At 52.8% G+C, this 25,067-nt stretch carries 22 protein-coding genes; 4 read left to right on the top strand and 18 right to left on the bottom strand.

All coding sequences use genetic code 11. The features are described 5' to 3' along the window. Positions 1-437: 437 nt before the first annotated feature. The 14 genes from tyrS to FD32_RS10515 form a co-directional block, all read right to left on the bottom strand. Entirely contained in the window at positions 438-1,688 is a 1,251-nt protein-coding gene (gene tyrS / locus FD32_RS00625; protein ID WP_047770575.1) for a tyrosine--tRNA ligase, read from the bottom strand. 297 nt (positions 1,689-1,985) lie between these two features. After that, a complete protein-coding gene (locus FD32_RS00620) occupies positions 1,986-4,808 on the bottom strand; it encodes an LTA synthase family protein (protein WP_053003087.1) in 2,823 nt (940 codons plus the stop codon). A gap of 277 nt (positions 4,809-5,085) precedes the next feature. Beyond that, the gene (locus FD32_RS00615) at positions 5,086-6,129 is read right to left on the bottom strand and encodes a hypothetical protein (RefSeq protein WP_047770577.1); all 1,044 of its coding nucleotides are present in this window, start codon (positions 6,127-6,129) and stop codon (positions 5,086-5,088) included. Positions 6,130-6,434: 305 nt separating this feature from the next. Continuing rightward, entirely contained in the window at positions 6,435-7,121 is a 687-nt protein-coding gene (locus FD32_RS00610; RefSeq protein WP_056962079.1) for a 2,3-diphosphoglycerate-dependent phosphoglycerate mutase, read from the bottom strand. A 105-nt stretch (positions 7,122-7,226) separates the two neighbouring features. Continuing rightward, entirely contained in the window at positions 7,227-8,483 is a 1,257-nt protein-coding gene (gene purD, locus FD32_RS00605; protein ID WP_047770581.1) for a phosphoribosylamine--glycine ligase, read from the bottom strand. Positions 8,484-8,500: 17 nt separating this feature from the next. Continuing rightward, positions 8,501-10,039: a bifunctional phosphoribosylaminoimidazolecarboxamide formyltransferase/IMP cyclohydrolase gene (purH, locus tag FD32_RS00600; protein WP_047770583.1), complete on the bottom strand. Its 1,539-nt coding sequence runs from the start codon at positions 10,037-10,039 to the stop codon at positions 8,501-8,503. Between the two features lie 5 nt (positions 10,040-10,044). Further along, complete coding sequence (gene purN, locus FD32_RS00595; RefSeq protein ID WP_047770585.1) at positions 10,045-10,623, bottom strand: phosphoribosylglycinamide formyltransferase; 579 nt, start codon at positions 10,621-10,623, stop codon at positions 10,045-10,047. Between the two features lie 10 nt (positions 10,624-10,633). Next, positions 10,634-11,671, bottom strand: coding sequence for a phosphoribosylformylglycinamidine cyclo-ligase (purM, locus tag FD32_RS00590; RefSeq protein WP_047770587.1), 1,038 nt, complete (start codon positions 11,669-11,671; stop codon positions 10,634-10,636). Continuing rightward, positions 11,668-13,134 carry an amidophosphoribosyltransferase gene (gene purF / locus FD32_RS00585; protein ID WP_047770589.1) on the bottom strand — a complete coding sequence of 489 codons (1,467 nt, stop codon included), beginning with the start codon at positions 13,132-13,134 and terminating at the stop codon, positions 11,668-11,670. Before purF ends, purM begins: the two co-directional genes overlap by 4 nt. Then, positions 13,110-15,338 (bottom strand): phosphoribosylformylglycinamidine synthase subunit PurL, encoded by a 2,229-nt coding sequence (purL, locus tag FD32_RS00580; protein ID WP_056962078.1) that lies wholly within the window; start codon positions 15,336-15,338, stop codon positions 13,110-13,112. Before purL ends, purF begins: the two co-directional genes overlap by 25 nt. 3 nt (positions 15,339-15,341) lie before the next feature. Beyond that, the gene (gene purQ, locus FD32_RS00575; RefSeq protein WP_047768751.1) at positions 15,342-16,022 is read right to left on the bottom strand and encodes a phosphoribosylformylglycinamidine synthase subunit PurQ; all 681 of its coding nucleotides are present in this window, start codon (positions 16,020-16,022) and stop codon (positions 15,342-15,344) included. Beyond that, positions 16,022-16,270, bottom strand: a complete 249-nt coding sequence (gene purS, locus FD32_RS00570) for a phosphoribosylformylglycinamidine synthase subunit PurS (protein WP_047768752.1) — start codon at positions 16,268-16,270, stop codon at positions 16,022-16,024. The genes purQ and purS overlap by 1 nt, the downstream gene beginning before the upstream one ends. Then, entirely contained in the window at positions 16,270-16,989 is a 720-nt protein-coding gene (gene purC / locus FD32_RS00565) for a phosphoribosylaminoimidazolesuccinocarboxamide synthase (RefSeq protein WP_047768753.1), read from the bottom strand. The genes purS and purC overlap by 1 nt, the downstream gene beginning before the upstream one ends. Positions 16,990-17,266: 277 nt before the next feature. Further along, entirely contained in the window at positions 17,267-17,425 is a 159-nt protein-coding gene (locus FD32_RS10515) for a hypothetical protein (protein ID WP_162261557.1), read from the bottom strand. Between the two features lie 186 nt (positions 17,426-17,611). Between FD32_RS10515 and FD32_RS00560 the strand changes: the two genes are divergently transcribed. The 4 genes from FD32_RS00560 (at position 17,612) to FD32_RS00545 (ending at position 21,607) form a co-directional block, all read left to right on the top strand. After that, positions 17,612-18,403, top strand: coding sequence for a homoserine O-acetyltransferase/O-succinyltransferase family protein (locus FD32_RS00560; RefSeq protein ID WP_047768754.1), 792 nt, complete (start codon positions 17,612-17,614; stop codon positions 18,401-18,403). A gap of 16 nt (positions 18,404-18,419) precedes the next feature. Then, entirely contained in the window at positions 18,420-19,703 is a 1,284-nt protein-coding gene (locus tag FD32_RS00555; protein ID WP_047768755.1) for an O-acetylhomoserine aminocarboxypropyltransferase/cysteine synthase family protein, read from the top strand. Positions 19,704-19,718: 15 nt separating this feature from the next. Further along, entirely contained in the window at positions 19,719-20,999 is a 1,281-nt protein-coding gene (locus FD32_RS00550; RefSeq protein ID WP_053003054.1) for a homoserine dehydrogenase, read from the top strand. Positions 21,000-21,091: 92 nt separating this feature from the next. Next, positions 21,092-21,607, top strand: coding sequence for a GNAT family N-acetyltransferase (locus FD32_RS00545; protein ID WP_053003055.1), 516 nt, complete (start codon positions 21,092-21,094; stop codon positions 21,605-21,607). Here FD32_RS00545 and FD32_RS00540 read toward each other — a convergent pair. The 4 genes from FD32_RS00540 to purE all read right to left on the bottom strand — a co-directional run bounded on the left by FD32_RS00540 (position 21,604) and on the right by purE (position 24,934). Beyond that, complete coding sequence (locus tag FD32_RS00540; RefSeq protein ID WP_047768756.1) at positions 21,604-21,783, bottom strand: hypothetical protein; 180 nt, start codon at positions 21,781-21,783, stop codon at positions 21,604-21,606. The two genes, FD32_RS00545 and FD32_RS00540, sit on opposite strands and share 4 nt — an antisense overlap. A gap of 186 nt (positions 21,784-21,969) precedes the next feature. Beyond that, a complete protein-coding gene (purB, locus tag FD32_RS00535; protein ID WP_047768758.1) occupies positions 21,970-23,265 on the bottom strand; it encodes an adenylosuccinate lyase in 1,296 nt (431 codons plus the stop codon). A 66-nt stretch (positions 23,266-23,331) separates the two neighbouring features. After that, positions 23,332-24,456 carry a 5-(carboxyamino)imidazole ribonucleotide synthase gene (purK, locus tag FD32_RS00530; protein WP_047768760.1) on the bottom strand — a complete coding sequence of 375 codons (1,125 nt, stop codon included), beginning with the start codon at positions 24,454-24,456 and terminating at the stop codon, positions 23,332-23,334. Further along, positions 24,449-24,934 carry a 5-(carboxyamino)imidazole ribonucleotide mutase gene (purE, locus tag FD32_RS00525; RefSeq protein WP_047768761.1) on the bottom strand — a complete coding sequence of 162 codons (486 nt, stop codon included), beginning with the start codon at positions 24,932-24,934 and terminating at the stop codon, positions 24,449-24,451. The genes purK and purE overlap by 8 nt, the downstream gene beginning before the upstream one ends. Positions 24,935-25,067: the final 133 nt, after the last annotated feature.

Below are 25,067 nucleotides of genomic sequence, written 5' to 3'. Positions count from 1 at the left end.
CCCTACACATTTGATTCGTCGAAACTTTGTTCAGTTTTCAAAGGTCTACCAGTTAGTCAGCTAAGTAGTCAACTAACATTTATCATTATATCAAATCTGCTCATCAAGGTCAACAATTAATTTCAATTAATTAAGTCAACTTATTAACAAACAGCTTTTATAATATATCATGCTGCCAAAGACCTGTCAACAAGAAGTTTAACTTTCTTGTTAAAGAATTGTAACCAATCCGTCATCCCTGTGACAACGTTAAATATAATACATGGTATTCGAACAAGCGTCAAGCGCTATTTATACTTTCCTTGAGCGTAAATCAGTAACGCTGAACTTTCATCTATTGCATCCTTTTTATTGTTCGAACATCGTCATTTTAAAACTAAAAGTCCCCGCTTATTTATCCTTTAGCGAGGGCTTTTGCAAACATTAAATTCTAAAATTTATTTTACCCGGGCCAGGAAGTAATTCTTCTTCCCCCGGCGGACAATAACAAACTTGCCGTCAAAGTGGCTGCTTGGGTCAATTTCTGCATCAACATCGTCGACCTTTTCCCCATTAATTCGGATGGCACCGTTAGAAACATCTTGCCGAGCCTGTCGACGTGATGGTTCAATCCCGTTATCGGTTAACCAGATAATAATATTTTCCTTCTTATTTTCAACATCAACTGATGGCATATTCTTAAAACCTTGTTCAATTTCGGCGACTGATAGGTCAGCAACATCCCCGGAGAAGAGAGCCTTACTAATCCCTTCCGCCTCTTCAACCGCTTTTTCACCATGAACAAACTTCGTTACTTCTTCCGCGAGCCGCCGTTGTGCCTCACGCTTCCATGGCTCCTTCTCTACCTTTTCAGCGAGGTCATTAATTTCTTCCTTAGAAAGGAAGGTGAAGTACTTCAGGTACTTAACAACGTCGCGGTCATCCTGGTTAATCCAGAACTGGTAGAACTCGTATGGGGAAGTCTTCTTCGGGTCAAGCCAGACGGCTCCACCGGCAGTCTTGCCAAACTTTGTTCCGTCAGCCTTCAGCATCAGCGGAATCGTCAAGCCGTAAACCTTTGTCTCTGGGCCTTCCACCTTGTGAATCAGGTCAATTCCGGCCGTGATGTTTCCCCACTGATCAGAACCACCAATCTGCAGTTGAACATCATTATGCCGGTACAGGTGTAAGAAGTCGACTGACTGGAGGATTTGGTAGGTAAACTCCGTAAATGAGATCCCGGCTTCCAGACGGCTAGCCACAACCTCCTTATTAAGCATCGTGTTAATGTTGAACAGCTTCCCGTAGTCCCGCAAGAAGTCCAGGAGGCTAATCTTGGAAAGCCAGTCGTAGTTGTTAACGATGGTGAAGTTTTCGGTTCCAAACAACTTCTTCATCTGGGCTGTCAGGGCTTCTTCGTTGTGGTGAACCTGGTCCATCGTCTGTAGTTGTCGTTCACTCTTACGACCAGATGGGTCCCCAATCGCACCGGTTCCTCCACCGATGATAATTACCGGGTGGTGACCAGCCAACTGGAACCGTTTCAGAATCATGAACGGAATCAGGTGGCCAATGTGCAAACTGTCACCGGTTGGGTCAGTCCCGCAGTACAGGGCAATATGCTTATCCTCCGTCAGTTTCTTCAGTGCGTCTAAGTCCGTGGCCTGGTTAATCGCCCCACGCCATTTCAAATCATCAATAATGTTCATGCAATGTCCCTCCTAAAACATCCACGGATACAAAAAATCCCTGACTTCTAAAATGAAGTCAGGGACGATTTAACCGCGTTACCACCTTGAATTGCAGTTCAAATGAACCACCACTCTCGCCGATAACGGGACGATCCGATCAAAGACGGGCTCAACAAGTGTAATTCGTTTTCCCAGCCTGGCAGGCTCGCAATCACCGCCTGCTCTCTGAATGTCCACTGGTCAACTACTGGGTCTTGCCTCAACGCCCTTTTATAGTTGACGTTATTGTACCGACTTTCGTTTACTCCTGTCAAGCTACTTTGCAACCTGTTTGAGGAAACTATCCTTCAATAGGTAGTGATGACCGGCCGTCAGGTCATACTGAACCAGTCGGTAGTCGTTAAAGAGCTTGCGCTGCTTGGCATCCAGCTTCGTGCGCTGGCCCCGCTGGTTGACAAACGAGATTCCGCTCTGGTGGGCGGTGTTATTCTTCGCCGTTCCGTTGGTTGGCAGCGAAATTGCCGGCAGGTCTTCCTCAACCTCCGTTAAGAGGGCGTAGAAAGGTGATACCTTAACATCCATCTTGGCCAGGGCCATCGCGGAAAAGTCGTTGGGACCGACAATCTTATGCTGGGCCGTCAGCCGGTCCTTGTTCATCCGCCGGGCGGCCTTATTGCTATAAATGAAGTAGTCCGTTTCGTGCAGCGGAATTCCGTACTTGCTCATCGGCAGACCATGGTAAATTCCCGGCAGGTGGTCGCCATACCAGACGATTGTCGTCGGCTGCTTCATCTCGTCGACTTGGTGAATCCACCCGTCCAAAGCCTGGTCCGTATAGTGAATTCCTTGGATATAGGCCTCAATTTGCCCCTGCTGGTCGGCGTTTTTAAAGCCCCGTCCGGAAACGTGGTACTGCCGCTTGTGGTAGTATTCCGGCCGGTACGGCATGTGGTTTTGCATCGTGGCCACCTGGATAAACTTACCATGGGGCCGGCGGTGAAGGTTCAGGTCGATTTCCTTATAGGTCGAGTCATCGCTCACCCGCGGATTGTTTTGGATCTTGCTCTTGTAGGTAATCTTGTTCCCACCATCAAAGTGGTAGAACTTCTTAAAACCAAACTTCTTATAAACCGTCTTCCGACTATACAGGTTAGCCGTGAACGGGTGAATACCGATCGCGTAGTGGAAAAGGCGGTTAATGGTGAAGGTGCGTCGCTGGTAGGGCACTAACTGTGAGTACGGTGTCGGCATCGTTGGTGAGAAGTTAGCAATCGACAGCCCCGTCAGTGCCTGGTACTCCATGTTGGCGGTTCCCCCACCGTAACCAGAACTGATCATCAGGCCACTGGTCGTTCGTTGCTTAAACTGGTGCAGAAACGGCAGTGGGTCACCGCCACTTACCTTCATCCCCGGTACCCGGCGAGGGTCAGCAAAGCTTTCACTCAGGACAAATACCAGGTTCTGCTTGCCCACGTTCTGGTGGGTCCGCTGCTGGTTAATTTTCACGCCGGCTTGAGCGTAGCGCCGCTCAATTTGATCCATCCGTGCCTTGGTGTAACCCGTCGGCTTGGTCATGACGTGGACATCAACGTTATTGGCAAACTGTAACAAGGTCCCGTTCATCCGGGCGCCCCGAATCTGGCTGTAGAAGTAGGGAGTATCGTCCAGCCGTTGCAACTGCTTAAAGACGATTGACTTACTGTGGTTGGCCCAGGTAAAGCTGGCCAAAAACAGCACGGCGAAAACTGCGACGATTATCCGGGCCCCCACACTGAAGCGGGTTGGCTTCCCGTAGCGGTGTTCCACCCAGGCAAAAATGACAACTAACAGGGCGATGCCAACTAGTACGCCCACCAAGACCCAGGGGTTCACCATCCCCAGCAGTTCGCCCGGGGCCGTAACGGTGGAGACATCAGTCGGCAGGATGGGCTCATTACGGGCCGTAATCTTCAAGACAGATGCCACCAGCCAGCCAAGGTAGAAGACAATGCCGATACCGCTGCTAAGCCACCAACGATTGGTCAGGGCCATCAGCAAGAGGACAATGGCAAAGATGATTAAGACGTTAACCGTCACAATCTTCGCCCGCTGGGTCACTACCCACTGGACCATTGTGAGGTCATTGTTCCAAAGGATGGCAAACGAGGCCACCGTGATCAGCCACAGAATGGCGTAGGTCAGTAGAACTGGCCAGAAGCGCTTTGCAAACTGCTTCCCCCAGGCTAAAAGCCCCCGCCAGTTGGTGTCGATTGCCCAGTCAATTCTGGTGATTAACCATGGTAAGCCCAGCAAGAGGACTGCCAGAAAGCTGGCCAGTGTAGTCACCAGCGGCCACTTCACCGTCGGCACCAGAATTGGGGTTACCGCTTGGGGTGTTCCCAGTAGGCCCAGTAGGAGAATCCCCTGCACGATGTTATGGTCGTTAGCCCACTTATTTGTTGTCCCCCTGATAGCCCAGGCAAAGGCGAGCAGACAAGTAATGATCACCACTGGCTGGTAAGCATTTATTGCCAGTAAGTAGTGGTAATTCGGCGTAAAACCCTGGTGGGGGCTGTAGATGATCCGGCTCATGTTTAGCCAGGTCATGATTCCGGAAAGGCAGAACATGGCCACCGTCAGCAGTCCGTACAGCCAGGTTGGCCACTTCTTTAGCCATTCACGGTCATTGACCAGCCAATCCCCCGCCGCAAAGAGGTAGCCAAACCAGACCAGGCTGGTCCCATGGTGAAAGCCAAGGAGGTCGTAGCCATTAAATAAGCGGATAACAAAGAAGGCCACCGTAATGGTAATCAGCCAGTGACGGCGGTGATCAATTGACCACCGGTGCAGGAGTCGTTGAAGGGGCCGGGCAAAAATAAAAAGACCCGTCCCGACTAGCCAGGCAATAAAGACTTCCTGACCAACGTACAGTTCCGGTGACGGTTGACTAGTGCTAAGAATTGGCTGAGTCGTGTATTTAGCCCAGATAAAGCCCAGGGCCCCCAGTAACCACAGGCAGACTGTCATCCCTAGCCGGCGCTTTGGGTAGTGCTGGCCCGCCCCAATCAAGATAGGAACGATGACCACCAAAGCACTAACGGTCATTTTAACCAGCCACCAACCAGCAAAGTAAGCCGGATGACCGCCTAGGTGAGTCATTAATTGGCCCGCCGTCCCCAGAAAACATAGGAGCGTAACTACGCTCAAAATACTCCAAAACAAATATCCCTTTCTTATTTGTTTTTTTAACATCCAATCCAACTTTCTATTGTAGTATTGCTTTCATTATATTAATGTTTCGTCGCTGGTTTCAATGAACAAATAATAAAAGTGTATTTTAATGAGACAGAACTGCACATTTACCACTTTAATAGCATATTAAAGTCCCAGCACCTGGAAGATTCAGACGCTGGGGCAATGTATCAACTAAGGCTACTTATTTATCGTTTTTCTTTGCTTCTGGCTTATGATCCTTACTCTTTTTGGCAACCGGTGAAGGCTGCTTCTTCTCCTTCTTAGGGGCGTAAACTTCGTGGACATATGCTTCACCAGTCAATTCAGCCACCGGTTTAAAGGTGTCCTTGAAGGCCTCATCAACATCTTGGGTCGGATCTTCTTCACTCTTAACATAGTAAAGTGCCTGTGCAGCGAAGACCACTGGTAGGTAGCAGACAATCCCCAAGATAGTAATTAGCAAGCCAATGTAAGTCAGCACGTAGGTTGCTGTGTAGTTGCCGTAAAATGCCAAGCCACCAAAGATTACAGCCCAGACAAAGATTGGAACGAAGACAACTACCAGCATTACCAGGAAGTAGTTCCATTTCCGGCCGCCCATGAAGCGCCGACTAGCCGTCAGAGCGTGCCGCATTGACTGGCCTAAGAATTGTGGTTGCTTCTCTCGGTAAAGGAAGTATGACTGGGAATATTCAATTGTCTTCCAGGCAATCACAATATCGTTTAGAAACTGGATTCCCCGCAGCCACATGGCGTTGTGAGTCAAGCCACCAACAACATCCGCGATGATGTTCAGTGGTAGGCTCCACAGGAAGATAAACAAACCCATGTACAGGGCAATCCGCCATAGTTGATTCTTACGGAGGTGCTTAAAGTGCAACCAGATTGAACCAGCATTGACCGGTTGGTTTGGATTTACCAAGCGGTCTTGGTAGGCGTATTGGACACCAACTGTGAAGAAGTTATAAAAGAAGGCCAGGGCAACGGCAACGGCTAATCCGGCCAACACTTCTAGAAGGCCGGCCAGCAGTGCCATTGGTGAAGTCATTCCGTACATAATCATCATCATGCTCATCGCCATCGATGAGAAGATGCTTGCGGAGAAGAATCCCAAGATGCAAACCAGGGCAATATAGATAATTGTAATCCCGCCCACGGGCCACATTGCAGAAAGGTACCGGGTTTTTACTAGTTTCTTAAGGTCTTTGATAAAATCCCTCAATGATAAACTACGTTGTATTCTCATTTGTTATTTCGTCCACCTTTTAATCAGTTTAGTTTCCATAATAACACAAAGTGCGCTGAGCTCAATTCTTTGGGCTAATCTTCGCACTTTTTTCAATTTTTTTAAGAAAAAAATTCCCGGTCAGCTGATCGGGAATTTTCTTTATATTAAGTACGGCTGCTAAAAATATTATATACGTAGTTACGGAAAATAAGCGCGTCCCTAGCGTCTAGCTACGAACGAAGGCCGACGCTTTCAGCGTCAACCTCCGTCCTATGCTAGCCGTACGGGACCGCCGAGAAGCTTATTTTCCGTCCTCTTCTTTTTTAGTACTTTTCCTTGCTCAATACGTTGAGCTTGTCGTCGAAGTCGTAGACAACTGGTTGGCCAGTAGCCATTTCCAGTTTCATGATGTCTTCGTCAGAAATGTTTTCGATGTACTTGCTCAAAGCACGCAGGGAGTTACCGTGGGCAGCAATGATAACGTTCTTACCGTCAAGCAGCTTTGGAGCAATTTGGTCTTGCCACAAAGGAATAACCCGTTCCAGGGTAACCTTCAAGTTTTCACCACCAGGAATAGCCCGTGGGTCCAAGCTGGCGTAGCGACGGTCCTTAGCAGCAGAACCTTCGTCATCCGCACTCAGCAGTGGTGGCAAAACATCGTATGAACGACGCCAAATGTGAACTTGTTCGTCACCGTACTTTTCAGCAGCCTTCTTCTTGTTGTGGCCTTGAAGAGCACCGTAGTGACGTTCGTTCAAACGCCAAGTCTTGTATTCAGGAATCCAAAGTTGGTCGCATTCTTCAAGAGCGTAGTGCAAAGTCTTGATTGCCCGCTTCAAAACTGAAGTGTAAGCATAGTCGAATTCAATGCCGTGTTCCTTGAGGGTCTTACCAGCATTCTTTGCTTGTTCAACACCCTTTTCGCTCAAGTCAACGTCCACCCAACCAGTAAATTGGTTAGATAAGTTCCATTCACTTTGACCGTGACGGATAAGTACTAATTTAGCCATGTTCAAATTGACCTCTTTCTTCTTAAAATCACTATTTGTATAGCATACCTTCCCATTTTAATCCAATCGCTACTAAATTCCAATAGGGCGGTCGTGTTTTTCTGATCATAGTCCGGCTTTAGCCCCAATGTCGTTCCGGTAGAAACATTCTGGTTTATCTAACTGACTTAGGTATGCGTATACCCGGTCATGAGCTTTTTGTAGGGTGGTTGCCTGGGTAAGGACCATCAGCAGCCGGCCACCAGCTCCCTGAAGGTCCGCCAAAGTCCCGCTAACGTTGGCATAGTCAATATCCACGCCGGCCATTTGCGGCATGGCCCCCAGTTTCTGCCCGTGAATTGGCTTTTGTGGGTACCCCTTTGAGGCCAGAACGACCCCAAAGCTAGCTCGGGAGTCAACTTCCACCTCAGGAAGGGGCTGGTCATTCAAGGCCCGGTCAACCAATTCAAACAGGTCGGTCTTCAGCCGGGGCAAGATCACCTGGGTTTCTGGGTCGCCTAAGCGCACGTTGTATTCAATCACCTTGGGACCCGCCACCGTCATAATCAGGCCGATGTAAAGAATCCCGTGGTAGTGGTACTCACCCTTAACTAGTCCGTTAACCGTTGGCGTAACCACCTGGTCGACCATTGCTTGGCGGTCCGTTGCGCTCAGCTGGGGAAGCGGGCTATAAGCCCCCATTCCGCCAGTATTCGGGCCCTTGTCACCATCATAGGCCCGTTTGTGGTCCTGGGCCATCGGGAGAATTCGGTAGTGGCCGTTGCTTAAGAGGACAAACATTGAATACTCCTGGCCAACCAGGCATTCTTCCAGTACCAGCCGGGCCTGACCACCAGCAAACATCTCCTTGATTGTCTGGACCGCCGTTGCCCGGTCACGGGCGATGACAACCCCCTTGCCACCAGCGAGACCGTTTTCCTTAATGACCACCGGGAAGCCGAACTGGTCAACACTAGCAATCGCGGCAGTCTGGTCACGGTAGGAAGCGTGTCGGGCCGTTGGGACCCCATAATTATTCATGAAGTTTAAAGCATAGTCCTTTGAACCCTCCAGCTGTGCCGCCCGGGCATTCGGGCCAAACGCCTTTAACCCAGCCGCTGCAAAGTCATCCACAATCCCGTCGACCAGGCAGTCTTCAGGCCCAACAAAGGTCCACACAACCTTGTGGGATTTTGCGAAGTCAATCAAACCCGCAAAATCAGTTTCTGCAATATCAACGGGTTGGACGCCAACTGCCGACATCCCCACGTTACCAGGTGCACAGTAAACCTGCTTGACATGTTCACTTTCCTGAAGCTTCTTGGCAATGGCAAACTCACGCCCACCTTCGCCAACAACTAGTACATTGACCTTCTCAACCATGATTGACCCCCTGTGTTTTAGTGCCGGAAGTGCCGGACACCTGTCGTTACCATTGCAATGCCGTACTTATTAGCCATATCAATTGATTCCTGGTCCCGAATCGAACCACCAGGCTGGACAACCGCCTTAATGCCGTGCTGACCAGCAAATTCAACGCAGTCACCAAACGGGAAGAAGGCGTCACTGGCCATTACCGCCCGGTCATCGATGGCACTGCCGGCGTGCTTAACCGCAATCTTCAGGGAGTCGATACGGTTTGGCTGCCCCTCGCCAACGCCCAGAGTCCGCTCATCATTGGCAACGACGATTGCATTGGACTTGGCGTGCTTGACCGCCTTCCAGGCAAACATCAGCGTTTTCAGCTGATCTTCGGTTGGTTTAACGTCCGTGATGCACTTCCAGTCGTGGTAGTCCTCATTAAGGACGTCTTGTTCTTGCATCAAGAGTCCTCCCATGACCGAAACAACCTCGTGCCGTGGTTGCTCATCCTTCTTACTGAAGTCCACGGTAAGCAGGCGGATGTTTTTCTTCTTGGCAAGGACTGCGTAGGCGTCGTCGTCAAAGCCGGGGGCAATAACAATTTCCAGAAAGATCTTGTGCATCTTTTCGGCAGTTGCCAGGTCGACCTGGCGATTTAGGGCAATCACCCCGCCAAAAATCGATACCTTGTCGGCTTTGTACGCCCGGTCCCAAGCCTGTTCCAGATTTGCCCCCTGACCAATGCCGCACGGGTTCATGTGCTTCATCGCCACCACGGTTGGCCGGTCGAATTCACGAATGCACCGCAGGGCCTCATCGGCATCCTTGATATTGTTGTAGGAAGGCTTCTTACCGTGCAGCTGCTTAGCGGCCAGAACAGAGTACGACTTAGGCAGGGCGTCTTCGTACAACCAAGCCTGCTGGTGACTGTTTTCACCGTAACGCATCGTTCCCTTGAGGTCCCAGGTCAAGGTCAGCTTTTCCGGATCAGCCAGGCCGTTTTGCTTGGTCAGGTATTGGGAAATTAGAGCGTCATATGCCGCAGTGTGACGGAAGGCCTTGGCCGCTAACTTAGCACGCGTATCCAAGGTGGTATCCCCACCATCTTCAATTTCGGCCAGCACCTGATCATAGTCCGCCTGGTCAACCACAATGGTAACGTCACGATAGTTCTTAGCTGCCGACCGGACCATCGATGGGCCACCAATATCAATGTTTTCGATGGCATCCGCCAGTTTAACGTCTGGTTTTTCAATCGTCTCCTTAAACGGGTAGAGGTTGACACAGACTAGGTCAATTGGGGTGATGTTCAACTTCTTCAGGGTCGCCATGTGTTCCGGCAACTCCCGGCGGGCTAACAAGCCACCATGTACGTATGGATTAAGGGTCTTAACCCGGCCGTCCAGGATTTCTGGAAAGTGGGTTACGTCCTCAATGCCGGTTGTCTTTATTCCGGCATCGTCGAGGACCTTCTTGGTACCACCGGTTGATACAATTTCGTAGTTGTTTGCGACAAGGCCCTTGACGAAGGGAACCAGGTTGGTCTTGTCAGATACGCTTACCAATGCTCGCTTCATTTTTCTTACTCCTTTTCTCCTGCTGCAATCAAAGCTTCTCGTAGTGCTAATGGGTAAAGCTGGTGTTCTGTTGCGTGGACCCGCTCTTCAAGTGTCGTCACCGTATCACTTGCCAGGATGGGCACGTGACACTGGGCAATAATTGGGCCCGAGTCAAGGTTAGCATCAATGTAGTGAACCGTTACCCCGGTTTGCTTTTGGTGGTCATTGAAGGCCCGTTCAATGGAGTGTAATCCCGGGTATTCCGGTAACCAGGCGGGGTGGAGGTTAATAATCCGGTGGTCATATTTATTAAGGATTGTTGGGCCCACCACCCGCAGATAGCCCGCCAAGACAATAAAGTCGATTTGATACTTATCTAATACCCTGAGGAGCTTATTTTCATAGGCTTTTTTACCTCCGCAGGACTTAACTGTAAAGCTCTCGCTGGGGATGCCAAGGCGGTCCGCCCGGTCCATCACCGGTGCGTCCGGGTGGTTGCAAAAGAGCAAACTCAACTCACCAGGAAGGTCGCCCGCCAGGAAATGACGGGTAAGTTCTTCAAAGTTCGTTCCGTTACCCGATGCAAAAATTGCCACTTTCATATTGAATGCCTCACTTGATCTTAATTTTGGCTGCGCCGGCTGGTCGTGCTTGCAAGCAGCCAATCCGGTACGCTTTCTGGTTACGCTTTGTCAGGTCCTCCTCGACCGCTGTCACCTGTTCAGGAGCAACCGCCAGGACCAGGCCAATTCCCATGTTGAAGGTTTGCCAGCAATCGGCTAGCGCCAGGTTACCGAGCTTCCGTAAATAGTTAAATATCGGCAGCTGTGGCCAGGCCTGACCGTTGATTACCGCTTGCAGGTCATCGTTAAACATCCGGGGAACATTTTCAATCAGTCCCCCACCGGTGATGTGGCCAATCCCATGAATGAGCTTTTGCTGAATCAGGGGCAGGACCGCGTCAACGTAAATCTTGGTGGGGGCGAGGATCGCCGCGCCAACACTTTGCCCGCCGAGGTCTGCCGGCCGGTCGCTAAGGTCAACGTGGTGGTCTTTAAACAGGATCTGCCGCACGAGTGAAAAGCCATTGGAGTGGAGGCCCGACGATGGCAGGCCCAATAAAACATCCCCTGCTTGCGGAAGGTCCGCCGTCAGCATGGCCGACTTATCAACCACACCAGTGACGGTCCCTGCCAGGTCGTACTCGTCTTGTGCATACATGTCTGGCATCTCAGCAGTCTCACCGCCGACCAATGCAGCACCCGCTTGCCGGCAGCCGGCTGCCACCCCGCTCACGATTTCCGCCATCTTGGCTGGGTCGTTGTGGCCGGTGGCAATGTAGTCAAGAAAGAAGAGCGGCTCGGCACCCTGGGCCAAAACGTCATTGACGCACATGGCCACCACGTCGATGCCGATCGTGTCGTGCTTGTTCATCCGTTGGGCAATCAGCAGTTTGGTCCCGACCCCGTCCGTTCCGGAAACGAGGATGGGGTGTTTCACATGTAACACGCCCAAATCGAAGAGCCCGCCGAAACTGCCGATTCCGCCGACCACGCCCGGCCGGTTCGTTGAACTCACGGCGTTTCTAATCCGCTTCACCAGGTTGTAACCCGCGTTAACGTCAACGCCGGCTTCTTGATAACGGTTCATCGCTGCGTCCGCTCCTTTCTTTCCCTTTGTTCCTGTTCATTCAGTGACTTCATGTAGCCAGCCTCGTAGTCGTAAAGCGGCGTCGGGTAGTCGCCATTAAAGTACGCCACCGTCAGGCCGCCATGCGGGGCATCCCCGGCATCTGGAACGTTGATAGCCTTGATCAGACTGTCCACACTTAGAAAGCTCAGGGAGTCGGCCCCGATCTTTTGCCGCATCTCTTCAACCGAGTAATGGTCCGCAAACAGTTCCGACCGGGTTGAAATATCAATGCCGTAGAAGCACGGAAATTTAAACGGGGGCGAGGCAATCAACATATGAACTTCCTTGGCACCCGCATCGCGCAGCATCTTGATGATCTGCTTGGAGGTGGTTCCCCGGACGATGGAATCATCAACCACGGCAACCCGTTTGCCATTTACGACCCCGCGGACGGCGGACAACTTGAGGTGGACACCCCGTTCGCGGAGGGCCTGGGTTGGTTGGATGAAGGTCCGAGCAACGTACTGGCTCTTGATCAGCCCCATTTCGTAAGGTAATCCAATCTCTTCGGCATACCCAGAAGCCGCCGAAAGCGATGAGTTCGGCACCCCGATTACCATGTCGGCATCGACCGGGTGTTCTTGGGCTAGCCGCCGGCCCATCTCCTTGCGGGCGTTGTGAACGGTCACCCCGTGGATGATGGAATCCGGCCGGGCAAAGTAGATGTACTCCATCGAGCAAATTGCCAGTTGGGTATCGGTCGTGTAGTGGTCAATGTGGAGACCGGCCTTGTCGATGATAATCAGCTCGCCCGGTTGGACATCGCGGATAAACCGGGCGTTAATAATGTCAAGGGCGCAGGTCTCACTGGCCACCACGTACGCGCCGTTGGCCAACTGACCGATGCACAGGGGTCGAATACCGTTGGGGTCTAAGGCGGCAATCATTCGGTCCCTTTGCAAAAGCAGGTAGGCAAAGCCGCCGTGAACCTGGTTCAGGCTCTTCTTCAGGGCGGGGATAAAGCCCTCCTTGATGTGCTTACGGATCAGGTGAATCAGGATTTCAGTGTCGGAATCGGACTGGAAGACCGCCCCCTCGTCTTCAAGCTGGCGCCGCAGGGTGACCGCATTGGTCAGGTTACCGTTATGGGCGAGGGCGACATCACCATCATGAAAGCGGAAGAGGAAGGGCTGAACGTTAGCAATCGAGTTGTGACCACTGGTCCCGTAACGGACGTGGCCGATTGCTGCATTCCCAACCAGCCGTTTTAGTTCGGCCGGATCAGCGAACACCTCGGCTAACAAGCCGCGGTCACGGTGCTGATAAAGGTGCTGGCCATCACTAGAAACGATTCCGGCCCCCTCCTGGCCCCGGTGCTGGAGGGTATGTAAGCCATAGTAGGCTAACTGGCTGGCATCTGGGGCACCAAAGACACCGAAGACTCCGCATTCCTCATTTAATCCTTTGATTTCAGCTGGCACGGTAAAGCCTCCTCCCACAGCCGTTGTAGTTCGGTAACGTTTTGGTTGACCTCCGCATCCGCCAGGTGGGCCTCAAGCCAGTGGGTGTTGGTAACCGTCCCGATGTGCTTGGCATTGTCGCCGAGAGATTTCTCAAAGACTGCCACCTGCTCTTCGGGAACGGTAACCACCAGCCGACCAGGGGTTTCGCTGAACAACTGGGCGGCGGTGAGGTCACGCAGGTCCAGGTCCATTCCCAGGTCAGTCTTAAAGAGGGTTTCGCTGAGGGCCACCCCTAGGCCGCCTTCACTGAGGTCATGGGCACTGGCGACGTGGCCGGCCTGCATTTCACTCAGTAAGTGCCGCAAGTTGTCGTGGATACGGTCAAGGTCAACGTCGTTTAGGGCCCCGCTGATGTCGCCCTGGACCATCTTTTGTAATTCGGACCCGGCAAAATCATCAGCGGTTTTTCCAATCAGGTAAACGTGGTCCCCAGCGTGCTGAGCAAACGATGGTACAACCCGGTCAATATCCTTGATTAGGCCCACCATGCCGACCATCGGCGTTGGGTGAATGGCGTGCCCATTGTTTTCGTTGTACAAAGACACGTTTCCGGAAATGACGGGGGTGTCAAGGGCCCGACAGGCATCAGCCATCCCCTGAACCGACTGGTGGAGCTCCCAGAAAATTTCGGGATCGTTAGGGTCACCGTAGTTCAGGCAATCGGTAATCGCCAGTGGCTCGGCCCCGGCAGCGACGATGTTGCAGGCCGCTTCCACCAGGGCAATCTTGCCACCAACCTTAGGGCTCAGGTAAACAAAGCGGCCGTTGCCATCAGTTGTCATTGCCAGGCCCTTCTTGGTGCCGCGCACCCGGATAACACCGGCGTCACTCCCGGGGCCCACCACGGTGCAGGTCCGGACCTGGGAGTCGTATTGCTGGTAGAGGCATTGCTTGTCGGCCACCGTGCTCTGCTGGAGGAGGCGCCGCAGGGCCTCTTCCGCGTTCGTAATCTGGGGCCGCCATGCCGGTTGCCCTTCCGCTTTGGTAATCCGGGCCGGCTTCTTTTCTTCGCTGGCTTCTTCCAGGACATCGTCGGTCAAACTAGCCACCGGAATGTCACACACAACCTGGCCATCGTGGTGGAGGACGTACTGATGACCCGCCGTGATCCGGCCAATCGTGACGGCATCGAGGTCGTAGTCGTCAAAAATCTTTTTAACGTCCTCCTCGTGGCCCTTGTTAACACAGAGGAGCATCCGTTCCTGGGACTCGCTCAGCATAATTTCGTAAGCGGACATCCCCGTCTCCCGCTGGGGAACCAGGTCGAGGTCTAATTCCATCCCGCTCTTCCCCTCGGAAGCCATTTCCGCACTTGAGGAAACGATGCCGGCGGCCCCCATGTCCTGGATGCCGACCAGCCAGTCGGGGTGCTTGGTGATCACTTCCAGGCAAGCTTCGAGCAGGAGTTTTTCCATGAACGGGTCCCCCACCTGGACGGCCGAACGCTGGGTGGCGTTTTCGTCACTAAAGTCAGCGGAGGCAAAGGTGGCCCCATGAATGCCATCCCGACCGGTTTTGGCACCGACGTACATGACCGCGTTACCGATACCGGCGGCCTTCCCCTTTTGGATGTCCTTTTGGTCCATCAGGCCAACGCTCATCGCGTTACATAAAACGTTGCCCTGGTAGCAGGGATCAAAGGTGGTCTCACCAGCAACGGTCGGGATCCCCATGCAGTTACCGTAGTCACCGATTCCCCGGACAGTTCCGGTGACCTTCATCCGGGTCGTATTATTGTCAAGCTCACCAAAGTGAAGGGAATCAAGCGATGCCACGGGACGGGCCCCCATGCTGAAGATGTCTCTTAAAATCCCCCCGATCCCGGTTGCGGCCCCCTGGTAGGGCTCCACGGTCGTCGGGTGATTGTGGCTTTCCGCCTTGAAGACAACGGCCTGGCCATCATCAATGTCAACCACCCCGGCCCCCTCACCAGGGCCCTGCAAAACGCGGGCGTTCTTGTTAGGGAACAGGCGGAGGACCGGCTTAGACTTCTTGTAAGAACAGTGTTCACTCCACATGGCGGAAAAGAGCCCCGTCTCGGTGTAGTTAGGTAGGCGGCCCAGCAGCTTTTCACTGATGTAGTTGTACTCGTCCTCGCTCAGGCTCCAGTCCAGGTAGGGCTTCTTTTCTTTAATTTCTTCCGGTGTCATTGCTTGCTTCATTGTTTATTCCTCCACTTTTACACTGCCGTTTGCTAACAGGGACTCGAACAGGCGGCGCCCATCCGTATTACCAAGGATTGCCTCAACGGCCCGCTCCGGGTGGGGCATCATTCCCAAGACATTCCCTTGCCGGTTCGTGATTCCGGCAATGTTGCGCAGGCTACCGTTTGGGTTCTCCTCGGCATAGCGGAAGACGACCTGGTGGTTTGCTTCCAGTTCATCAAGCGTTGCCTGGTCCGCATAGTAGCTGCCGTCAGCGTGGGCGATGGGGAGGGCAATCCGCTCGTGTTCCTGGTACTGGCTAGTAAAAAGGGTCTGGTTATTGACTACTTCTAAGGGCACGGTCTTGCAGATGAACTGTTGACTGTCGTTGCGCTTCAAGCCACCGGGCAAGAGCCCCGCCTCCGTCAGGATTTGGAAACCGTTGCAGGTCCCAAAAACCGGCTGACCAGCATGGGCCATCTTAACAACGGCCTTCATGACCGGAGCAAAGCGGGCAATCGCTCCCGCCCGTAAGTAGTCACCGTATGAGAAGCCCCCGGGCAGCATCACCGCGTCGTAGCCGGCCAAGCTCGCCTGCTTATGGGAAACGTAGTCCACGTCAGCGCCACATACGCTGCTGAGTGCTTCGTAAATATCAATGTCACAATTTGAACCGGGAAAAACGATTACCGCAATTTTCATTAATTTTCCTCCATGACTTGGTAAGTGTAAGTTTCCATATTGAAGTTGACCAGTAGCTTTTCCGCAACCTCCTTGACGGTCTTAGCAACCTGGTCAACCTGGGCATCAATGGTGAGGTCGAAAAACTTACCAACCTGAACGTCGGCAACTTCATCGTGTCCCAAAGCATGAATGGTTTTTTTGATCGTGTCACCCTGGGGGTCAAAAACTGATGGCTTGTAGGTGACGAAAATCCGAACTTTAGTCATTATTGTTCCTCCGCAATTACTTCTTCTAACCGGGCCAACACTTTGTCATACGTCGTCGTCAAATCGGCCAGGTTCCGCCGGTAAACATCCTTGTCCATGTGAGCATTGGTCTTAAGGTCCCACAGGCGGCAGTTGTCGGGGGAGAATTCATCGGCCAGCACGATCCGCCCATCACTGAGGTGGCCGAACTCCAGCTTGAAGTCCACCAGCTGCATCCCGGCCTTAGCAAAGAGGTGGGTTAATAGGGTGTCAACTTCTTGGCAGACCGTCCACATCTGGGCGAGTTCATCGTGGGTGGCAATTCCCAAGGCGACCGTTGCCGACTCGTTGATGAAGGGGTCATCCAACTGGTCACTCTTGAAGAAGGTTTCCTGAACCGGGGTGGCAAGGACCTTCCCCTCCTTCAGGCCGTAACGGCTGGCGAAGTGCCCGGCAATTACGTTTCTGGTAACAAATTCGAGCGGCACCATCGTGCACTTCTTAACCAACTCTTCGTTGTCCGAAAGCTTCTTGATGAAGTGCGTTTCGATGCCGTGCTGGATCAAGTATTGGAAGACTAAGGTGGAAATTGCGTTTGCCGCCTTCCCCTTACCAGCGAAGTGATCCTTTTCCTTGCCGTTTAGGGCAGTTGCCTGGTCCATGTAGACAACCCGTAAGACTTCGGGGTCGTCGGTTTGCCACATTTGTTTTGCCTTACCGGTGTACAGTAACTTTTCCATCTTAGTAATTACTCCTTTGTGTAAAACACGAACAACAAATAACTTCAAGCGAATTTAATTCGCTCTTTTATGCTATCAATATACTATCGGCCCCCACTTCTGTCAACGGTATTCGCTAACTAAAACAGATTAATTTTAAATAATGTTCGTGTTTAATGTGAATTACCATTATTTAACAATTGCGTCCCCGGTTTACCGCCCCAAAGCAGAACTTTTGCCAACTTTACTGTTGACATTCGCAAAATTAGTGCTAAACTACAAAACAATTAGAAAATGATTAGACGTTGAAGAGAAGAGTAGTGCCAAGAACTTTTTCCAGAGAGCCCCGGTTGGTGTGAGGGGTAATTGTTACTGACACGAAGATGAGCTCCGAGTTATTCCCCTGGTCAACTGGCTGGGTGAACGGCTGACAGCCGATATCCTGTCGGGTCTTCACCTCATCAGGTGAGTACTTATTAAGGCCACTAATGTGAGTTAGTGGCGAATTCAGGGTGGTACCGCGAAAAGCCTTCGTCCCGGATCCTAGCAATAGGTTCGGGGACGGAGGCTTTTTTATTTACAGAAAGGAGTTGGTCAAGATGACTGCCAATGCGTGTAACGGCTTAGCAATTAGCAAGGGGGTGTGGCACAACCGCCACTTAAAAGCCCCCGGCAAATCGTGGTGCTTAACCTAATGCCCACCAAGTTAACAACCGAGTTGCAGTTTCTTAAACGCTTCGATGACCTTTCGCAAGACGTCGCTTTGACCTTCCTCTATCCGGCAACGCACCGCTTTAAGGGGACGCCCGTTACTGAGTTACGCGACCATTACTTCAACTTCCACCAGGTTTATGATCACCACTTTGATGGCCTAATCATCACCGGCGCGCCGGTTGAACAACTGCCGTTTGACCAGGTCGACTACTGGCGTGAATTTTGCCAGATCATCAGCTGGGCCAACCACCATGTTCGAGAGACTCTCACCGAGTGTTGGGCCGCCCAGGCAAGCCTGTTTGTCGACTTCACCGTCCCCAAGCGGCTGCTCAAGCAAAAGCTGTTCGGCATCTTTACCGCCAACCTTTCCCCGGTCCAGGACAGCGCCGGGGGCCTGATCAAGATGCCACAGTCACGGCACAGCGCAAGCGTCCTTGACCGCCACCACCTCCCCGGCGACCTACGCATCCTCGCCGATAGCAAGGAGGCCGGCCCAATGATCCTGCGGTCGCCACGTTTTCACCACACCTACATCACCGGTCACCCGGAATACGACAGCGACACCCTTGCTAAGGAATACTACCGGGATCAAAAAAAGCGGCGCAAGATCGCCGCACCGCAACACTACTTTATTAATGAGGCCGCGGGCCAGGTCAACTACGACTGGCAAACCGCTGCCCACACGATTTATCAAAACTGGTTAAACACAATTGCCAACTAGAAAGCAGGTTTTACATATGACAAAGGAAAATAACAACTACCACTTTGAAACCCTCCAAGTTCACGCCGGCCAAACCGTTGACGAAACGGGCGCCCGGGCGGTGCCAATCTATCAAACAACCTCCTACGTCTTCAAAGACGCCAAGGAAGCCGCCGACCGTTTTAGCCTCAAGGAACCCGGCAACATCTACACCCGCCTGACGAACCCCACAACGGACGTGGTTGACAAGCGGGTTGCGGCCTTGGAACACGGGACCGCGGGCGTAACCCTGGCTACCGGTTCAGCTGCCATCACGGCCGCCATCCTTAACATCGCCAGTCAGGGGGACGAAATTGTCGCGGCCAGCACCCTCTACGGTGGCACCTACGACCTGTTCGCCGTGACCCTCCCTAAGTTGGGAATCACCACCCACTTTGTTGACCCAGATGACCCCGCCAACTTTGCCAAGGAGATCAACGAGCATACCAAGGCCCTCTACGTTGAAAGCATCGGTAACCCACGGATCAACCTGGTCGACTTTGAGAAAATCGCCAAGATCGCCCACGACCACGGGATTCTCTTCATCGTCGACAACACCTTTGGGACCCCCTACCTCGTTAAGCCCCTCGACCACGGAGCGGACGTCGTGGTTCACTCCGCCACCAAGTTCATCGGCGGCCACGGCACCACAATGGGTGGGGTAATCGTTGAAAACGGGAAGTTTGACTACCAGGCAAGTGGCCGCTATCCCGGATTCACCACCCCGAATGACCAGTATGACGGCATCGTCTTTGCGGACCTGAAGGGCGCGGCCTTTACCACCAAGGTGCGGGCGGAATCACTACGGGACCTTGGGGCCACGATCAGTCCCTTCAATTCCTTCCTCCTGTTACAGGGGCTGGAATCACTGTCACTCCGGGTTGAACGTCACGTCGCCAACACCAAGAAGATTGTTCACTTCTTAAACGACCACCCCAAGGTTGCCTGGATCAACTATCCCGAACTGCCGGACAGCCCCTACAAGCCACTGGCTGATAAGTACTTCCCGCACGGTGTTGGGTCGATTTTCACCCTCGGCCTTACGGGTGGCGAAGAGGCTGGTAAGCAACTAATCAGCAACCTCCACCTCTTCTCCCTGCTCGCCAACGTGGCCGATGCCAAGTCCTTAATCATCCACCCCGCATCAACAACCCACGCCCAATTAAACGCCGAACAGCTCAAGGCCGCGGGAGTGACCCCCGACCTTATTCGGGTTTCGGTGGGAATTGAAAACGTCGATGACCTGCTCAACGACCTTGACCAGGCCCTCGCCAAGATTTAGAAAGGAAGATTTGCTATGGAAACAATCACAATCGGTCTGTTGGGCCTCGGAACCGTTGGTAAGGGGGTCGTCACCCTTTTGCAAACGCAGGCGGCTAAGATTGCCCGGACCCAAGATTTTCGCTTCAAGTTGAAGAGTGTTGCTGTCCATAACCTGGCACACCACCAGGGTGACCGTTTACCGGCTGGGACAATTTTGACTGATAAGGTCACTGACGTGGTCGATGACCCAGAAATCCATATTGTGGTTGAAGCCATGGGAACCATCGCGCCCGCCAAGGTGGCCATCTGCCAGGCAATTCTCAATGGCAAGTCAATCATCAGTGCCAACAAGGACCTCCTGGCCACGGCCGGGGAGGAAATTCTCCAACTGGCCAAGACTGCCAAGGTCGACTTCTTCTACGAGGCCAGTGTGGCCGGGGGAATTCCCATCCTCCGCGTCCTGTCCAGCTGCCTGGAGACCGACCAGATTACCCAAATTACGGGGATCATCAACGGGACCGCGAACTATGTTTTGACGGCCATGGACCGTAAAGGCCAGGACTACAAGACGGCACTGGCGGCCGCCCAGGAACTCGGCTATGCGGAAGCCGACCCCACCAATGACGTCCAGGGAATTGACGCCACCTACAAGCTGATCATCCTCAGCCGCTTCGCGTTTGGCCAGTCCTTGTCCCTCAAGGACGTGCCGGCCCAAGGAATTACCAACGTCTCGCCGGCCCAGCTAGCTAGCGCCAACCAGCTGGGACTAAAGGTCAAGCTGCTGGCGGTGGCCAAGGAGGAAAAGCACCAGCTCTTCTCATTCGTCGGCCCGGCCGCAATCCCTGCTGCCGAGCCACTGGCCCACGTCAACGGGGTCCAGAACGCGATCGCCGTGCAGAGTGATGCCTTGGGTGAGACCACCTATACCGGCCCGGGTGCTGGTGCCACCCCCACTGCCAACAGCATTCTCAGCGACCTTTTGGCAACCGGTGATGACATTGTGAAAGGCAACTGCGGAAGGGAGTTCAACAGCTACCGCAAGCCGGCCATCGCCAAGCCGCTCACGGCCGTTCCCCAGCGGTACCTGATTACCGTTGAGGGTACCGGCAACCTCCTTTCAATTGTCTCCAACATTCCGACCGTCTCCTGGCAGCAACAGGCCACTGGTCAGGATTACTGGAGCGGACTAACCCCGGTTATCGACCATGATGATCTTGAGCAACTATGTGCCTCTTTGCGACAGAGCGGCCGGCAGGTTGCCTTCCTCCCCATCGCTAACAGCTGGCAAACCGTTCCGGAAAAGGTTAGAGAATAAATAAAGCGTCACCTTCGCAATCAATAGATTGGGAAGATGACGCTTTTTAGTCTACAATGTGTTCATAAACCAACATGTGAGGGGAAATCACTTTGAAAGCAAAACCAACGATTAAGATTCGCCGGGCCCAGAAGGCCGACCAAGAAACAATTGTAGCGATTTTTAACGAAGCGGTCCAGGCAGGAATCGCAACTGATGAGAGTCAGGCCGTAACAGTGGCGGACCGGCAGGACTGGTTTGCCCAGTTTGACGACCGGCACCCACTATGGGTGGTGACCATTGACGGTCAGGTTTGTGGCTGGTGCGCCCTCGAGCCCTTCTACCCCAACCACGCCTATGCGGATTCGGCAGAGATTGCCATCTACATCCACAAGCAGGCGCGGCGAAAGGGGTTGGGCCGGGCCCTCCTTAACTTCGTCGACCAGCAAATCAAGGGGCACCTCCACTTCAAGACGGTGGTGGCCTACATTTACGAGCGCAACCAACCGAGTCAAAACCTCTTTACGAGTTGCAACTACGAGAGGTGGGGCCACCTGCCCAATATTTCAAAGGTTAACGGCGAATACCGGGAACTGAAGATCTTCGGCAAGAACTACCCGACCGCCTAAGACCGCCGTTTGAAGAGGCAGGCGATTAGAAAAATCACCCCGAATAGTTGGCAGCCGAAGTCCAACAGGCGGCCAACCGGGTCATGGTCAGACACCAGGTCAATTAGCGGGGCAAGGACCAGGGCGAGCCCGAACAGGAAGCTATTCGTCTTGTAAAATTGGTGGTTGAATTTCATATAAAACTCTCCTTTGAAGGAGATCGCAGGAAAGGGGCTGTGAATCTCCTATATAGTTGAAAATGCTACAGCGCAGTACACAAAGGGACTCTAGTGTTCGGTTTCTCCGAACGCTAGAGTCCTCTTTGTGCTTGCGGGGGTTCGAAAACGAACTAGCAAGCTAGTTCTGTCTCACTCCCTTTTTTACTAGTCCAAGCCAACCCGCTTGTAAATGTCATCGACGTGGCGGAGGTGCCAGTGGTAGTCAAAGGCGTCGTCCAGGTCTTCTTTAGTGAGTTGCTTTTGAATTGTTGGGTCCTTTTCCAACAGCGGGCGGAACGGGATCTGTTCTGCCCAGCACTTCGCGGTGTACGGCTGGATCAGGTCGTAAGCCGCTTCCCGGATCATTCCACTGTTAACCAGCTTGAGGAGGACCCGACCACTGTAAATCAGGCCAAGGGTCTTATCCATATTCTTCTTCATCGTCTCCGGGAAGACGTCCAGGTTCTTCAGGATCCGGCCGAACCGGCGAAGCATGTAATCAAGAAGGGCAGTTGAATCGGGTAAAATCATCCGTTCTGCGCTGGAGTGAGAAATGTCCCGCTCGTGCCACAGGGCAACGTCCTCATAGGCCGTTACAACATGTCCCCGGAGGACCCGGGCACAGCCGCAGATGTTTTCGGAGCCAATTGGGTTCCGCTTGTGGGGCATGGCTGAGGAGCCCTTTTGCCCCTTGGCGAAGTGCTCTTCGACTTCATGGATTTCGGTCCGCTGGAGGGAACGAATTTCGGTTGCCATTTCCTCCATGCTGGTTCCAATCAAAGCAATCGTGGCGATGTATTCAGCGTGCAGGTCCCGTGGCAGAACCTGGGTTGAGACTTCCTGGGCACGGAGGCCGAGGCGGTCGCAAACGTACTTTTCAACGAAGGGGTCGATTTCCGCGAAGGTCCCTACCGCACCGGAGATCTTCCCAGCTTCAACACCCCGGGCAGCGTGTTCAAACCGTTCCTTGTTCCGCTTCATTTCGGAGTACCAACGGGCCGCCTTCAGGCCAAAGGTAGTTGGCTCAGCGTGCACCCCGTGGGTCCGGCCCATGCAGACGGTGTACTTGTACTTTTCAGCCATTTTCTTCAAAACGGCCATGAAGTCATCAATGTCCTTACGGAGGATGTCGTTGGCCTTCTTCAGGCGGAGACCCTGGGCGGTGTCAACGACGTCGGTACTGGTCATCCCGTAGTGAACCCACTTCCGTTCTGGGCCGAGGGACTTGGAGACGTCACGGGTAAAGGCAATCACGTCATGGTGAGTCACCGCTTCAATCTCGGCGATCCCCTCAACGCTAAACTTAGCGTTCTTCTTGATCTTTTCCACGTCTTCAGCCGGAATGTGCCCCAGTTTGCTCCAGGCCTCGTCAGCAGCAATTTCAACTTCTAGCCAGCACTGGTACTGGGTTTCTAAGCTCCAGATCTTCTTCATTTCTGGACTAGTATAACGGTCAATCATCGGTTAAAATCCTCTCTATGTTTATTCTGCAGTTATTATCGCACAGGTTGAGAAATCTCCCAAGCCCTATTCATCCCAAATGTGGGTGTCCGCAATTTCCTTTAAGGTGGCCGTGAAGTCATCGGTCAAAATTGTCACGTGACCCATCTTCCGGTTGTGGCGGATCTCCGCCTTGCCATAGTCGTGAAAGTGCCAGTTTGGCTTTTTAGGAATCTGTTTGCGAACCCCCTGCACATGCTGGCCCAAGACATTAACCATAATTACCGGGTGCAGCAATTCAATCTTGGGGAGGGGCCAGTTGCAGACCGCTCGGTTGTGGATGGCAAATTGGGAGAAGTTGCAGGCCTCAATCGAGTAGTGGCCTGAATTATGCGGCCGTGGGGCCAGCTCGTTGATGTAAATCTCCCCGTCGTTGCCCACGAACATCTCAACGCCCAGGATTCCCCGGAGGTCAATCGCGTAGGCAATCTTAATTGCCATTTGTTTGGCCCGCTCCTGCAATTCAGGCGCGATCCGGGCGGGGACAATACTGATGTGCAAAATCTCGTCGTGGTGAATATTCTCCGAAACGGGGAAGACGGTGATTGCGCCGTTTTCATTCCGGCCAACCATGACAGAGCATTCCAACTTGAAGGGTACCCACCCCTCAAGGATGGCGTCCTTAGTGGATAGGATCCCCGCACACTTTGCCAAGTCCGCGTCACTGTGGAGGATCTCCTGGCCGTGGCCATCATAGCCGCCTTCGCAGGTCTTCAGCACACATGGGTAGCCAATTTCTGCCACCGCCTTTTCCAGGTCCTGACGATTCTTAACTGGCAAAAATGGTGCGGTTTTAAGGCCGGCATTGCGGAGGAAGGTCTTTTCCCGGATTCGGTTCTTGGTGGTGTACAGCAGGTGGGTGCCCTGGGGAACGTAAACCTTGTCGGCCACGTCACGAAGGGCGTTCAAGTCGACGTTTTCGAACTCATAGGTGAGGACGTCCGACCGGCGGGCCAGTTCCTCAATTGCTTTCACGTCAGCATATTCCGCCACAATCTGGTCATCGGCGACCTGGCCAGCTGGGCAGTGAGGCGTCGGATCCAGGATAATGACCTTCATCCCCGTCTGCTTGGCGTCAAGGGCCATCATCTGACCGAGCTGCCCCCCACCGATGATGCCAATTGTTTGGCCCTGTTGAATTATCTTAGTCAAGGTGAGCACCGCTTTCCTTTGCTGCGTCGTGCATCTGCTTCCGGTAGTCAACAATCTGGTCCTGAATTACCTGATCAGTGGTCCCCAGGATCTGCAGAGCTAACAGTGCTGCGTTTTTGGCGCCCGCAACCCCGATTGCCGTGGTGGCAACGGGAATCCCTGCTGGCATCTGGACGATTGATAAGAGGGAGTCCATCCCGCCAAGGGTCTTGGTCTGTCCGGGAATGCCAATCACCGGTAACGGGGTGTTAGCGGCAATCATCCCCGGAAGGTGGGCGGCGCCACCGGCACAGGCAATAATTACCTTCGTCCCCTTCTTAACGGCCCCCTGGGCAAAGGCGAACATTTCGTTTGGCATCCGGTGGGCAGAAATGACGTTCTTATCATAGTCGACACCGAATTGGTCCAAAATTTTGCAAGCTTCTTTGACGGTTGGCCAGTCTGACTTACTGCCCATCACAACACTAATTTTGCTCATCATGTTACCTCCTTAAAAACTGCTTTAAGGATACCAAATCGGCGGGCCCACTTCAATAGTATTTACGAACAAAATATATATTTAACAATATAAAGTTCGTATAAATGCTGGTAAATAAAAAACGTCCAGCTAG

The organism is Limosilactobacillus panis DSM 6035 (assembly GCF_001435935.1).
Taxonomy (GTDB): domain Bacteria; phylum Bacillota; class Bacilli; order Lactobacillales; family Lactobacillaceae; genus Limosilactobacillus; species Limosilactobacillus panis.
This window is presented reverse-complemented; position numbering and strand designations above follow the sequence as displayed.